At 43.1% G+C, this 12,212-nt stretch carries 14 protein-coding genes, 2 tRNA genes and 1 rRNA gene; 14 read left to right on the top strand and 3 right to left on the bottom strand.

What is annotated here, in order from left to right; genetic code table 11:
• The first annotated feature begins 10 nt into the window (after nucleotides 1-10).
• The 8 genes from rrf (at nucleotide 11) to tsaD (ending at nucleotide 4,172) form a co-directional block, all read left to right on the top strand.
• Nucleotides 11-126 (top strand): 5S ribosomal RNA (gene rrf, locus WA279_RS13005).
• 14 nt (nucleotides 127-140) lie between these two features.
• Nucleotides 141-217 (top strand) — tRNA-Met (locus WA279_RS13010).
• Between the two features lie 60 nt (nucleotides 218-277).
• Nucleotides 278-354: transfer RNA gene (locus tag WA279_RS13015), tRNA-Asp, on the top strand.
• Nucleotides 355-535: 181 nt separating this feature from the next.
• Nucleotides 536-1,513, top strand: a complete 978-nt coding sequence (gene thiL, locus WA279_RS13020) for a thiamine-phosphate kinase (protein ID WP_336155556.1) — start codon at nucleotides 536-538, stop codon at nucleotides 1,511-1,513.
• A 14-nt stretch (nucleotides 1,514-1,527) separates the two neighbouring features.
• Nucleotides 1,528-2,004 (top strand): tRNA (adenosine(37)-N6)-threonylcarbamoyltransferase complex ATPase subunit type 1 TsaE, encoded by a 477-nt coding sequence (gene tsaE / locus WA279_RS13025; RefSeq protein ID WP_336155557.1) that lies wholly within the window; start codon nucleotides 1,528-1,530, stop codon nucleotides 2,002-2,004.
• Complete coding sequence (tsaB, locus tag WA279_RS13030; RefSeq protein WP_336155558.1) at nucleotides 1,985-2,674, top strand: tRNA (adenosine(37)-N6)-threonylcarbamoyltransferase complex dimerization subunit type 1 TsaB; 690 nt, start codon at nucleotides 1,985-1,987, stop codon at nucleotides 2,672-2,674. Before tsaE ends, tsaB begins: the two co-directional genes overlap by 20 nt.
• A gap of 9 nt (nucleotides 2,675-2,683) precedes the next feature.
• On the top strand, nucleotides 2,684-3,139 hold the full coding sequence (gene rimI, locus WA279_RS13035) for a ribosomal protein S18-alanine N-acetyltransferase (RefSeq protein ID WP_251187993.1): 456 nt from the start codon (nucleotides 2,684-2,686) through the stop codon (nucleotides 3,137-3,139).
• Nucleotides 3,132-4,172: a tRNA (adenosine(37)-N6)-threonylcarbamoyltransferase complex transferase subunit TsaD gene (tsaD, locus tag WA279_RS13040; protein WP_336155559.1), complete on the top strand. Its 1,041-nt coding sequence runs from the start codon at nucleotides 3,132-3,134 to the stop codon at nucleotides 4,170-4,172. The genes rimI and tsaD overlap by 8 nt, the downstream gene beginning before the upstream one ends.
• A 229-nt stretch (nucleotides 4,173-4,401) precedes the next feature.
• Here the strand turns inward: tsaD and WA279_RS13045 are convergent, their stop codons facing one another.
• Entirely contained in the window at nucleotides 4,402-6,330 is a 1,929-nt protein-coding gene (locus tag WA279_RS13045; protein WP_087614378.1) for an ABC-F family ATP-binding cassette domain-containing protein, read from the bottom strand.
• A gap of 125 nt (nucleotides 6,331-6,455) precedes the next feature.
• Between WA279_RS13045 and moaC the strand changes: the two genes are divergently transcribed.
• Genes moaC through tatC form a run of 4 tightly spaced genes read left to right on the top strand, consistent with a single transcriptional unit; the run spans nucleotide 6,456 to nucleotide 8,578 of the window.
• Nucleotides 6,456-6,968, top strand: a complete 513-nt coding sequence (gene moaC, locus WA279_RS13050) for a cyclic pyranopterin monophosphate synthase MoaC (protein ID WP_003243499.1) — start codon at nucleotides 6,456-6,458, stop codon at nucleotides 6,966-6,968.
• Nucleotides 6,965-7,612, top strand: coding sequence for a redox-sensing transcriptional repressor Rex (locus WA279_RS13055; RefSeq protein ID WP_003234073.1), 648 nt, complete (start codon nucleotides 6,965-6,967; stop codon nucleotides 7,610-7,612). Before moaC ends, WA279_RS13055 begins: the two co-directional genes overlap by 4 nt.
• Before the next feature lie 21 nt (nucleotides 7,613-7,633).
• Nucleotides 7,634-7,807 (top strand): sec-independent protein translocase protein TatAY, encoded by a 174-nt coding sequence (gene tatAY, locus WA279_RS13060; RefSeq protein ID WP_003234072.1) that lies wholly within the window; start codon nucleotides 7,634-7,636, stop codon nucleotides 7,805-7,807.
• Between the two features lie 6 nt (nucleotides 7,808-7,813).
• Nucleotides 7,814-8,578 carry a twin-arginine translocase subunit TatC gene (gene tatC, locus WA279_RS13065; RefSeq protein ID WP_015252680.1) on the top strand — a complete coding sequence of 255 codons (765 nt, stop codon included), beginning with the start codon at nucleotides 7,814-7,816 and terminating at the stop codon, nucleotides 8,576-8,578.
• A gap of 232 nt (nucleotides 8,579-8,810) precedes the next feature.
• Here the strand turns inward: tatC and WA279_RS13070 are convergent, their stop codons facing one another.
• Together WA279_RS13070 and WA279_RS13075 are read right to left on the bottom strand one after the other, a co-directional pair.
• Complete coding sequence (locus WA279_RS13070) at nucleotides 8,811-9,002, bottom strand: YdiK family protein (RefSeq protein ID WP_003225680.1); 192 nt, start codon at nucleotides 9,000-9,002, stop codon at nucleotides 8,811-8,813.
• A complete protein-coding gene (locus WA279_RS13075) occupies nucleotides 8,999-9,733 on the bottom strand; it encodes a CPBP family intramembrane glutamic endopeptidase (RefSeq protein WP_064671832.1) in 735 nt (244 codons plus the stop codon). Before WA279_RS13075 ends, WA279_RS13070 begins: the two co-directional genes overlap by 4 nt.
• Before the next feature lie 238 nt (nucleotides 9,734-9,971).
• Between WA279_RS13075 and groES the strand changes: the two genes are divergently transcribed.
• Together groES and groL are read left to right on the top strand one after the other, a co-directional pair.
• Nucleotides 9,972-10,256 carry a co-chaperone GroES gene (gene groES / locus WA279_RS13080; protein ID WP_003155970.1) on the top strand — a complete coding sequence of 95 codons (285 nt, stop codon included), beginning with the start codon at nucleotides 9,972-9,974 and terminating at the stop codon, nucleotides 10,254-10,256.
• A 46-nt stretch (nucleotides 10,257-10,302) separates the two neighbouring features.
• On the top strand, nucleotides 10,303-11,934 hold the full coding sequence (gene groL, locus WA279_RS13085; RefSeq protein ID WP_021481338.1) for a chaperonin GroEL: 1,632 nt from the start codon (nucleotides 10,303-10,305) through the stop codon (nucleotides 11,932-11,934).
• The last annotated feature ends 278 nt before the right edge of the window (nucleotides 11,935-12,212 follow it).

Here is a 12,212-nt window from a genome sequence, read left to right on the forward strand (position 1 = left end):
TCTCAATTTGTTTGGTGGCGATAGCGAAGAGGTCACACCCGTTCCCATACCGAACACGGAAGTTAAGCTCTTCAGCGCCGATGGTAGTCGGGGGTTTCCCCCTGTGAGAGTAGGACGCCGCCAAGCATTACTTTTATCATCGCGGGGTGGAGCAGTTCGGTAGCTCGTCGGGCTCATAACCCGAAGGTCGCAGGTTCAAATCCTGCCCCCGCAACCAAATATATGATTAAATAAGGAGTGCCCTAAGGGTGCAACCAAAATAATCCTATACAAATATGGTCCGGTAGTTCAGTTGGTTAGAATGCCTGCCTGTCACGCAGGAGGTCGCGGGTTCGAGTCCCGTCCGGACCGCCATTAATGTAAACGAAACGATCATGTTTTCGTTTTTTTTTGTGTTTTCTTTTACTATATCTTCTGCTTGGTGTCATAGCCAAGCTTTCTTTATATCGGGAACATCTTGGATATTCCAGCAAAATTCGATAAACTAGGAAGAGCACATATAGGCATAAGCAGGGTTGAAAGGAGATTTTGGTTCATGGATGAATTTGATTTGATACATAGCATTACTCCGCGGACCATTCACCATTCTTCCGTTGATGTAGGAATAGGTGATGATGCAGCGCTCTACACTGCGAAACACGGCGTTCAGGAAATTGTTTGTGTTGATACTATGGTAGAAGACGTGCACTTCAAATTACACTATTCCTCACCTGAAGATATCGGGTACAAGGCGTTAGCCGTTAATATAAGTGATATTGCCGCGATGGGAGGCATTCCTAAGTTTTATCTGGTATCACTTGCGGTACCTTCAAAATGGACTGAATCTGAAATCAAGGCGATGTATGAAGGAATGAATGAACTGGCGAAACTATATCAGATGGATCTGATTGGCGGCGATACAGTTTCTACCGCTGACAAATTAGTCGTTACAGTCACTGTGATCGGTGAAATTGAAAAGGGACAGGCCTGTTTGCGGAGCTTGGCAAAACCGAATGATATTGTGTTTGTAACCGGTGAAATCGGTTCATCTGCAGCAGGACTTTCTTTATTGCTGGAAGAGACTAATCCTCAAAACTCATCTGTGGAAACGGATTACTTTATCCGCAGGCATAAACGGCCTGAGCCAAGAGTAAGCGTCGGCAGATTATGCTCGAGTTTTAAACGGGCAGCTTTAAATGATGTTAGTGACGGATTGGCTAGTGAACTGAACGAGATTGCAGAAGCCAGCTGTGTTTCAATTGAAATTGATGAAAGCATGCTTCCAATTCATTCTGATTTGCCCAAGCTTCATCCTAACTGGAAAGACTGGGCTTTGTTTGGCGGTGAGGATTTTGAGCTGACAGGGACGGTTTCAAATGAGGAGTGGGAAGTGTTGAAGCAGGAGTGCGCAGCACGTCAACTTCCCATTACAAAGATTGGCCATGTCAGGGAAAAAACAAAATCTAAAGTGATCCTAAAAACAGATCAAACATCGATAATCTTAGAGAAAAAAGGATATAATCATTTTAAATAAGACGGGTGACTCGTGTGAAGCAATTAAAATGGAGAACTGTAAATCCAGAAGAAACAAAAGCAATTGCCGAGCTTGCGGCAGCGTTTGCTAAACCGGGAGACGTCCTGACATTAGAGGGCGATTTAGGTGCAGGAAAAACAACTTTTACGAAAGGTTTTGCAGAAGGGCTGGGAATTACACGTGTTGTAAACAGTCCGACTTTTACAATTATAAAAGAATATAACGATGGCGTACTTCCTCTTTATCACATGGATGTGTATAGAATGGAAGATGAAAGTGAAGATTTGGGACTTGATGAATATTTTCACGGACAAGGTGTCTGTCTCGTTGAATGGGCTCATTTAATTGAAGAACAGCTGCCACAGGAGCGACTGCAAATTGTCATCAAAAGAGCTGGTGATGATGAGCGGGAAATTACCTTTACTGCTGTCGGGAATCGGTATGAAATGCTTTGTGAGGAGTTAAGTAGACATGACAATATTAGCAATTGATACATCAAATTATACATTGGGCATTGCGCTGCTTCGAGAAGACACTGTTATAGCAGAATACGTTACATATTTGAAAAAGAACCACTCTGTAAGAGCGATGCCTGCTGTTCATTCATTGCTGAATGATTGTGATATGGCACCGCAGGACCTTTCTAAAATTGTCGTTGCAAAAGGCCCTGGTTCATACACAGGAGTAAGAATAGGTGTGACGTTGGCTAAAACACTTGCCTGGTCTTTAGACATTCCAATAAGTGCTGTATCAAGTCTTGAGACGCTTGCGGCAAATGGCCGGCATTTTGACGGTCTGATCAGCCCAATCTTTGATGCTAGACGGGGACAGGTGTACACAGGTCTGTATCAATATAAAAATGGACTTTTAGAGCAAGTTGTTCCAGATCAAAATGTGATGCTGGCAGATTGGCTGGAGATGCTAAAAGAAAAGGGTCGTCCTGTTTTGTTTTTAGGTCACGACACTTCTATTCACAAGCAGATGATAGAGGATGTTCTTAGAACAAAAGGATTCATTGGAACTGCCGTCCAGCATAACCCGCGTCCTTCAGAATTGGCTTTTCTCGGGAAGGAAAAGGAAGCAGCTGATGTTCATGGGCTTGTCCCGGATTACTTGCGGCTGGCAGAAGCTGAAGCGAAATGGATTGAAAGTCAAAAGTAGGGTGATAGGATGAAAACAAAAGCAGCGGTCAGAAATATGCGGCTTGAAGATATAGATCACGTATACGAAATCGAAGCATCCTCCTTTACGTCTCCTTGGACGAAGGATTCGTTTTATCATGAGCTGCTGGAAAATCCGTATGCTCATTATCTCGTGATTGAAAAGGACGGCCATGTTGCTGGGTATTGTGGGATTTGGATTGTGATGGACGATGCCCAAATTACAAATATAGCGATAAAACCAGAGTATCGCGGCCAGTCTTTAGGAGAAACGCTTTTTCGCTCAGCTGTTGAACTGTGCAAAGAAAAAGACGCAAGGCGGCTTTCGCTTGAAGTGAGAGTTTCGAATCATCCTGCTCAAGGTTTATATAAGAAATTCGGGTTGCAGCCCGGCGGAATAAGAAAGAACTATTATACTGATAACGGGGAAGATGCGTTAATTATGTGGGTGACGATAAATGAGTGAGCAAAAAGACATGTACGTATTAGGAATTGAAACAAGCTGTGATGAGACTGCTGCAGCTATTGTGAAAAACGGGAAAGAGATCATTTCAAACGTAGTAGCCTCTCAAATTGAAAGCCATAAGCGCTTCGGAGGCGTTGTTCCGGAAATTGCTTCAAGACATCATGTTGAACAAATCACTTTGGTTATAGAAGAGGCGTTTCGCAAAGCTGGCATGACGTATAGTGATATTGATGCGATTGCAGTAACAGAAGGTCCGGGACTGGTGGGGGCGCTTCTTATCGGAGTGAATGCTTCTAAAGCATTGAGCTTTGCACATAACATTCCGTTAGTAGGCGTTCATCATATAGCCGGTCATATATACGCGAACCGTCTTGTAGAAGACATCGTGTTCCCGGCACTGGCATTGGTCGTTTCAGGAGGCCATACAGAACTGGTTTATATGAAGGAACATGGATCATTTGAAGTCATTGGGGAAACCCTTGATGATGCGGCTGGAGAAGCCTACGACAAAGTGGCGCGGACGATGGGATTGCCGTATCCGGGTGGACCGCAAATTGACAAGCTAGCTGAAAAAGGGAATGACAATATTCCGCTTCCTCGCGCATGGCTTGAAGAAGGCTCTTACAACTTCAGCTTTAGCGGATTGAAGTCTGCGGTGATCAATACGCTTCATAATGCATCCCAAAAAGGGCAAGAGATTGCTCCGGAAGATTTGTCTGCCAGTTTCCAAAATAGTGTGATCGATGTCTTGGTCACCAAAACGGCGCGCGCGGCAAAGGAATATGATGTCAAACAGGTCCTTTTAGCCGGAGGAGTAGCTGCAAACAGAGGCCTCAGAGCTGCATTAGAAAAGGAATTTGCCCAGCATGAAGGGATTACGCTTGTTATTCCTCCATTAGCTTTATGCACGGATAATGCTGCGATGATTGCTGCTGCTGGTACAATTGCTTTTGAAAAAGGAATTCGCGGTGCATATGATATGAATGGGCAGCCCGGCCTTGAATTGACTTCTTATCAAAGTCTCACGAGATAATAGCGTGAGACTTTTTATATGTTTGTTATTAACAGATAATTCACAATTTATCCACATGTCTGTGAGTAATTATAGAGATATAGATGGATAAAGGGCTTAAGTCGCTGTTAATAAAGTGGATAAATTCAGAATATTTTGTGGATATTGTGTATAAAGCGCTTACTTTGTTTTTCTTATTAGGGTATGTTCTGTGGATAAAAAGCACCTCTAAAAAGAGGTGCTTGACTTTTTAATCTTCTTCTGTGGATAGTTCTTCCCATTCGGACAAAAGAGATTCCAGCTCCTGATTGAGCTTCTCATTGTCTGCATGGATAGCTTGTACTTTTTCATGATCCTGATAGACTTCAGGGTCACATAGCAACTCATCATTGCGGCTGATGTTCTCTTCAATGGTTTGAACAGTGGTTTCAATTTCTTCAATTCGACGGAGTCGTTGGCGCTCTTTCTTTTTCCATTCTTTTTCTTCCTCGTAGGAACGTTTGGAGTCAGACTTCACTGTAGCTGGCGTTTTTTCAGTTTCCTCTTGCTGATTTATTTTCTCCAATTCAAGCTGCTCTGTTTTTTTCTCTGTATAATAATCGTAATCTCCCAGATACTCCTCTATATGGCTTGAAGAAAGCTCCAATACTCTTGTGGCGATTCTGTTAATAAAATATCTGTCATGTGAGACAAATAACAGTGTGCCTGGATAATCAATCAGCGCGTTTTCGAGAACTTCTTTGCTGTCTAAGTCCAGATGGTTCGTCGGTTCATCAAGGATGAGAAAGTTGGCTTTTTGAAGCATCAGCTTAGCTAGAGCCAATCTTGCTTTTTCGCCACCGCTCAGTGAATGAACTGGTTTCAGCACATCATCTCCGGAGAATAAGAAATTTCCGAGACACGTTCTGATTTCTTTTTCTGGGAGCCCGGGGTACTCGTCCCACAGCTCATCAAGGACACGTTTAGAGGAAGTCAGCTCAGCCTGTTCCTGATCATAATAGCCGACACTGACATTTGAGCCGTATGAGATCGTTCCTTGATCTGGTTTTAGGGTGTCTATTAATGTTTTCAGCAATGTCGATTTACCAATTCCGTTAGGGCCGACAAGCGCTGCGCTTTCTCCTCTTGTGAGCATGAATGACACTTCTGTTAAAAGCGGCGGCTGGTTTTCATAGCTGATTGTGAGATCCTGAACACGAAGGACTTCATTTCCGCTCTGTTTGGTAATATCAAAATGAAAGTTTGCTGATTTTTCATCGCCAAGCGGTTTTGACATGACATCCATTCGCTCAAGCTGCTTTCTGCGGCTTTGCGCCCTTTTGGTGGTAGAGGCTCTCGCCAGATTTCGGTCTACGAAGTCCTGCAGCTTTGCAATCTCGTCCTGCTGCTTTTCATACATTTTCAGATCTTTTTCATACTGCGCGGCTTTTTGGTCGAGATAAGCGCTGTAGTTGCCATGATACTTTTTGCTTTCTGCTCTTGATACCTCGTATACCTGGTTTACTACTTTGTCCAAAAAGTAGCGGTCATGCGAAACGATGAGAATGGCGCCTGAATAGCCTTGTAAATAATGTTCAAGCCAGGTAAGCGTATCAATATCCAGATGGTTTGTCGGCTCATCGAGAATGAGCAAATCAGGCTGTGTTAACAGAAGCTTACCTAACGCCAGTCTTGTTTTCTGGCCTCCGCTGAGGCTTTGAACCTGTGTAGAATCGTCAAAATGGCTGAAGCCGAGACCATGCAGCACAGATCTAACATCCGCTTCATATTGATAACCGCCCTTATCTTTGAATTCCTGCTGAAGGCGGTCGTAGGTTTTCATGATGCTTTCTAATTCACCCGGGGCAGCTGCCGCCATTTTTTCTTCCATAGCCCGCATTTCCTTTTCCATTGCTTTTAAATGGTCAAAAACAGTCAGCAGCTCTTCTTTTATGGTAAGCTTAGAATCCAAGCCAGTATGCTGGGCGAGATATCCCATTGTAATATCTTTCGGTTTAATAATTTCGCCCTTTTCATACGAAAGCTGACCTGCGATAATTTTAAGGAGCGTGGATTTTCCGGCGCCATTTCTTCCTACAATGGCGATGCGATCACGATTTCTGACTTCCAGCTTTATATTGTTTAAAATAGTATCAGCACCAAACGATTTGGACAGCTGATTAATTTGTAAGATCATCATATTATTTCACCTCTGCTATAATAAGTTAAGTGTAGCTTATGAACCAGAAGTCAGCAAACAATACATTGGCCATATAAGACATAGAGAAGAAAATAGTGTATGATCTGTTTAAGGAGCGTTTTAATATGAATGGATTTTCTCATTTTAATGAACAGGGCAGAGCCCAGATGGTGGATATCAGCGAAAAATCTTCGACTGTCCGTACTGCGGCTGCTGTTTCAAGCGTACACATGAAGAATGAAGTGTACGAGAAAATACAAAGTCACGATATCGGCAAAGGAGATGTACTGGCTGTCGCGCAGGTGGCAGGCATTATGGCCGCAAAGCAAACGTCGAATATCATTCCGATGTGCCATCCGCTTTCATTGAGCGGGGTAGATATATCGTTTGACTGGAAAATAAAAGAAGCAGAAGTTATACTTCATATAAAAGCACAGGTCAAAACGAAAGGGAGTACAGGTGTGGAAATGGAAGCGCTCACTTCTGCATCGGTGTGCGCTCTTACCGTTTACGATATGTGCAAGGCCCTTGATAAGGGGATGGTCATCGGCCCTACTTTCTTGCTGGAGAAGACAGGCGGGAAAAACGGTGATTTTAAAAGAGAACTATCCGAGTATAATTTGGAGGACCAAAAATGAATAAGGATCAATCAAAAATTCCGCAGGCGACGGCGAAACGGCTGCCGCTTTACTATCGCTTTTTAAAGAATCTGCATGCGTCAGGAAAACAGCGTGTATCATCCGCTGAACTCAGTGATGCCGTAAAGGTTGATTCTGCCACGATTCGGAGGGATTTTTCCTATTTTGGAGCTCTTGGCAAAAAAGGATACGGATATAATGTGGATTATTTGCTGTCTTTTTTCCGAAAAACGCTTGATCAGGATGAGATGACAGACGTCATCTTGATTGGTGTCGGGAACTTGGGAACGGCATTTCTTCACTATAATTTCACAAAAAATAATAACACAAAAATTTCTATGGCTTTTGATATAAATGAGAGTAAAATAGGAACTGAGGTAGGCGGCGTGCCCGTCTATAACCTTGATGACCTTGAACAACACGTAAAAGATGAATCAGTTGCCATTCTTACAGTGCCAGCAGTTGCCGCTCAATCCATTACAGACAGATTGGTCGCATTAGGAATCAAGGGAATCCTTAATTTTACGCCGGCCCGTTTGAATGTGCCGGAACACATTCGAATTCATCATATAGATTTAGCAGTTGAGCTTCAGTCACTTGTTTATTTTTTGAAGCATTATTCAGTTTTAGAGGAAATCGAATAGAGGGAAAGGAGGAGCCCAAATATGCCGATCGGTCCTGGAAGCCTTGCTGTTATCGCAATCGTTGCTCTGATTATCTTCGGTCCCAAAAAGCTGCCTGAATTGGGGAAAGCAGCGGGAGACACACTTCGTGAATTCAAAAACGCTACAAAAGGATTAACGAGTGATGAAGAGGAAAAAAAGAAAGAAGATCAGTAAGTTAGGATGACACGAATGAAAGTGAATCAAATGTCGCTGCTGGAGCATATTGCTGAGCTTCGAAAACGGTTGCTGATTGTAGCGCTGGCGTTTGTCGTTTTCTTTATTGCTGGATTTTTTTTAGCAAAGCCGATTATTGTGTACCTGCAAGAAACAGATGAAGCGAAGCAGCTTACGCTTAACGCGTTTAACCTGACAGACCCGCTTTATGTGTTTATGCAATTTGCATTTATCATCGGCATAGTCTTGACCTCGCCGGTTATTCTTTATCAGCTTTGGGCTTTTGTGAGCCCGGGCCTCTATGAGAAAGAGCGCAAAGTAACGCTCAGCTACATTCCGATCTCTATTTTGCTGTTTTTAGCGGGCTTATCTTTTTCATATTATATTTTATTTCCTTTTGTTGTTGATTTTATGAAGCGGATTTCTCAGGACTTGAATGTCAATCAGGTGATCGGAATTAATGAATATTTTCATTTTCTTCTGCAGCTGACGATTCCGTTTGGACTGCTGTTCCAAATGCCGGTCATCCTCATGTTTTTGACCAGGCTCGGAATTGTGACACCGATGTTCTTGGCGAAAATCAGAAAGTATGCGTATTTTACGCTGCTGGTGATCGCAGCCCTGATTACACCGCCTGAGCTTCTGTCCCATATGATGGTCACAGTCCCGCTTTTGATTTTATATGAAATCAGTATTCTGATATCGAAGGCCGCTTATCGGAAAGCACAGAAAAGCAGTGCAGCCGATCAGGACGTGTCTTCTGGGCAATAATAAAAAATCCATTTCTCATGCGAGAAATGGATTCAGCGTGTTGACCAACCCCCGCATTCGTTGTTAAGTCTGTGCGTTGGTGCTCACGAATGAAAACATTCGCTCCGCTCCAATGCTCGCCTTTCCTAGACTTCAAGGGTTTTCAATCACGCTGAAAATGACAAAATCCTAAAACGAAAGCCGTTTTAGGATTTAATTTTGAATCCATTTCTCATTCAGAAATGGATTTTCTTTATTTTTGGTTCTTTTTGATTTTAAATGAAAAGGCGAACATCTTAAAAGAAATGCTGATGTTGTAAGCGGCGAACACCATCAGCAGGATGGAGTAAAATGACCACATGCTGCCTGGCGAGCTTGCGGCAAGATAAGTAAAGATGCACCCTACGGCAAAGTAGATCATTCCCCAAACTACCGGGTTTCTCATAAAAATAATCCTCCAATAATCAATTGCATTTGTGTGCTCTGTTGTTCAAGGTAATTCCGAACAGGCTCAAGCTGCATGATGACGACGAATGTATTCATCATTAAATGGGCGAAAATCGGCACCCATATCCGTTTTGTTCTCGCATATAAAAAGGCAAAGGTAAAGCCCATTGCTGTATATAGAAGAAGATGCTTCAAATCAGCGTGAACAATACCGAAGATAACCGAGCTGATCAGTCCTGCGAAAAAGAAATTCGTTTTTTCGTACAGCGCGCCGAAAATGATTTTTCTGAAGATGATTTCTTCTAATATAGGCCCGACGATGGAAGAAACGATAATCATGAGCGGGACTGCCTGAATGACATCCAGAATCGCTTGTGTATTTTCTGATTCTCTTCCGATGCCAAAAACATAATATTCAATAGAGCCTGCTATTCCTTGAGAGAAAAGGGCAATGAAAAAACCGGCTATCGCCCAAAGGATAGAAAGTCCGATTGAGTCCTTCTGTCCGTTTCGCAGCGTTTCTTTCGGAACGGTTCTCAGAATGAGCAGAACAACAACGAGACAGGCGATAAAGCTGATAACGGACCATAATCCTTGTGCATGCAGCATATTTTCATTTGTAGGCTGTCCTCCGGCATAACCGAATTTAAATAACAAGGGAATCGCGATTAATGCGGAAAACTGCATGATGATATATGTCAAAATAATAAACCAATACTGTTTTCTCAAATGGTATGTACTCCTTTGTTAAGTGGGTTTCGTTTATCTACAGCTATTGTAACATAATCGGTACGGGGGTGAAAAAGCTAACGGAAAAGGGAGCGGAAAAGAATGATGTAAGCGTGAAAAATTTTTTATCTTATCACTTGAAATTGGAAGGGAGATTCTTTATTATAAGAATTGTGTTAGCACTCTTTAGTGCTGAGTGCTAAAATTACATATTCATACTATTGAGGAGGTTATTACATTGTTAAAGCCATTAGGTGATCGCGTTGTCATTGAACTCGTAGAATCTGAAGAAAAAACTGCCAGCGGAATTGTGTTGCCGGATTCTGCAAAAGAAAAACCGCAAGAAGGCAAAATCGTGGCAGCTGGTTCAGGTCGCGTGTTAGAAAGCGGAGAGCGCGTTGCTTTAGAAGTAAAAGAGGGCGACCGCATTATCTTCTCAAAATACGCAGGTACTGAAGTGAAATACGAAGGTACTGAATACTTAATCTTACGTGAAAGCGACATTTTAGCTGTTATTGGCTAATTCTTAAATAAACAATATTTAAAACATTTGAGGAGGTCTTGTAAACATGGCAAAAGAAATTAAGTTTAGTGAAGAAGCTCGCCGCGCAATGCTTCGCGGTGTCGATGCACTTGCTGATGCTGTTAAAGTAACTTTAGGACCAAAAGGACGCAACGTGGTTCTAGAGAAAAAATTCGGTTCTCCGTTAATCACAAATGACGGTGTAACAATCGCTAAAGAAATCGAGCTGGAAGACGCGTTTGAAAACATGGGTGCTAAGCTTGTTGCTGAAGTAGCCAGCAAAACAAACGACGTTGCCGGTGACGGTACAACAACTGCAACAGTTCTTGCGCAAGCAATGATCCGTGAAGGCCTTAAAAACGTAACAGCAGGCGCTAACCCTGTAGGCGTGCGTAAAGGGATGGAACAAGCTGTATCGGTTGCGATCGAAAACTTAAAAGAAATTTCTAAGCCAATCGAAGGCAAAGAGTCTATCGCTCAGGTTGCTGCGATCTCTGCGGCTGATGAGGAAGTCGGAAGCCTTATCGCTGAAGCAATGGAGCGCGTAGGAAACGACGGCGTTATCACAATCGAAGAGTCTAAAGGCTTCACAACTGAGCTTGAAGTTGTTGAAGGTATGCAATTCGACCGCGGATATGCGTCTCCTTACATGGTAACTGACTCTGATAAGATGGAAGCGGTTCTTGACAATCCTTACATCTTAATCACAGACAAAAAAATCACAAACATTCAAGAAATCCTTCCTGTGCTTGAGCAGGTTGTTCAGCAAGGCAAACCATTGCTTCTGATCGCTGAGGATGTTGAAGGCGAAGCACTTGCTACACTTGTTGTGAACAAACTTCGCGGCACATTCAACGCAGTTGCTGTTAAAGCTCCTGGCTTCGGTGACCGCCGTAAAGCAATGCTTGAAGACATCGCTGTCCTTACTGGCGGAGAAGTCATCACAGAAGATCTTGGCCTTGACCTGAAATCTACTCAAATCGCTCAATTGGGACGCGCTTCTAAAGTTGTCGTTACTAAAGAAAACACAACAATCGTTGAAGGCGCTGGCGAAACAGACAAAATTTCTGCCCGCGTGACTCAAATCCGCGCTCAAGTGGAAGAAACAACTTCTGAATTCGACAGAGAAAAATTACAAGAGCGTCTTGCTAAACTTGCTGGCGGCGTAGCTGTCATCAAAGTCGGCGCTGCGACTGAAACTGAACTGAAAGAGCGTAAACTTCGCATCGAAGACGCCCTGAACTCAACTCGCGCAGCTGTTGAAGAAGGCATCGTATCCGGTGGTGGTACAGCGCTTGTAAACGTATATAACAAAGTCGCTGCAGTTGAAGCTGAAGGCGATGCTCAAACAGGTATCAACATCGTGCTTCGCGCGCTTGAAGAGCCAATCCGTCAAATCGCACATAACGCTGGTCTTGAAGGATCTGTCATCGTTGAGCGCCTCAAAAACGAAGAAATCGGCGTAGGCTTCAACGCTGCAACTGGCGAATGGGTAAACATGATCGAAAAAGGTATCGTTGACCCAACGAAAGTTACACGCTCAGCTCTTCAAAACGCTGCGTCTGTAGCTGCAATGTTCTTAACAACTGAAGCCGTTGTCGCTGACAAGCCAGAAGAAAACGCTGGCGGCGGAATGCCTGATATGGGCGGCATGGGCGGTATGGGCGGCATGATGTAAGGCTTTTGAGCGGTTTTAAATAGTCCGTTAAAAGCTTTGAATTATTCCGTATCAACACTTCTAATACGGAAGTAGTGTTGCTCACAATTAATTAGTAAGACAAAACTACCACTTCTCAGAAACTAAACTGAGAGGTGGTTTTTTATGCTTTTAAAGTTTGCTTATGAAGCTTTATTGCAGACAGACGATTCAAAAATATGATAGAACAGAACATTAAGACCTTATCATCAATTACTAAAACCCTTTTATTGATTACTGTGTTGCCGTGGAATTAAACA

It is taken from the genome of Bacillus sp. 204(2023), from assembly GCF_037027505.1.
GTDB classification, from domain to species: Bacteria; Bacillota; Bacilli; order Bacillales; family Bacillaceae; genus Bacillus; species Bacillus subtilis.